Origin of the sequence: Bartonella sp. CR84HXZ, assembly GCF_042194535.1 — a bacterium.
GTDB classification, from domain to species: domain Bacteria; phylum Pseudomonadota; class Alphaproteobacteria; order Rhizobiales; family Rhizobiaceae; genus Bartonella; species Bartonella grahamii.
Window position 1 is genome coordinate 1 of the sequence record NZ_JBHIMY010000106.1, and the last position, 873, is coordinate 873.

Annotated in this window: 1 protein-coding gene; it reads left to right on the forward strand. The window is 33.7% G+C overall.

Annotated features, from left to right (window positions below; translation table 11 throughout):
• On the forward strand, positions 1-765 hold a 765-nt coding region (locus ACFIKD_RS09625), incomplete at its 5' end, for a type IV secretion system protein (protein ID WP_375647933.1).
• Positions 766-873 lie beyond the last annotated feature (108 nt).

Below are 873 nucleotides of genomic sequence, written 5' to 3' on the forward strand. Positions count from 1 at the left end.
CGAAATCAAGCGAGCAAGTATATGAGAAAGATTCTTATTATAACAGGAATGATTACCCTTTTGGGAATGATAAATTTAACTCTAACGTCTAACTTTAGTTGGGGTTCTGGAACTCAAGGCTCAACTGTTCAAATTCCTTTTTCAAAAGCAGACTACCTGGAAATTATTACGTTGTTAAAACAACAAATTGAAGAAACCGAAAAGCAGATCGAAAACGCGAAAAAAATCCATCAGTCTATAATAGGACCTAAAATGCTACCACATGCAATAGGAGACAATTTTAGTTTTTTCATACCAGTTTCGCCTTTTGACTACCCAGACACAAAAACAAGCTACCAAAACATATCTACTGGGCACTATAGAAATCTTTTTCGTAAACTTGTTCTCGAAGAGAAAAAGGACGGCTTCCAGAAATTGCCGTATTATAAGATACGCGAAATAATTAATACACGTCTTAAATATAGTGGGATTGTCGAAAAAGCTGTAAGTTTACAAACTTTCAAAGACATAGAGAACCGCTTTAAACAAGTGAAAGATTTCTTAGATGAGATAAATAACACAAAAGATCTGAAAGAACTTTTTGATCTACAAACACGCATTAAGACCATGTCATCCATGATCCAAAATGAATATACAAAGCTACAAATGGTCAGAAATTTAAGCGATGACGAAGAGACTCTTATCGAAATACAAAAACGTAAATTGTATAGCAAAATTATAGCCTCTTACAACAAACGTATGCCTGAAATAAGATCTAACCAATAAAGCTCTTTACAACATTTGCTTTTTTTTCATGAAAACAAAAGCCAATGTAGAAGGTTCAGTACTATCCGAACAATTCAGAGAGGCACAAAGATTTTATCAAAGCCAAGA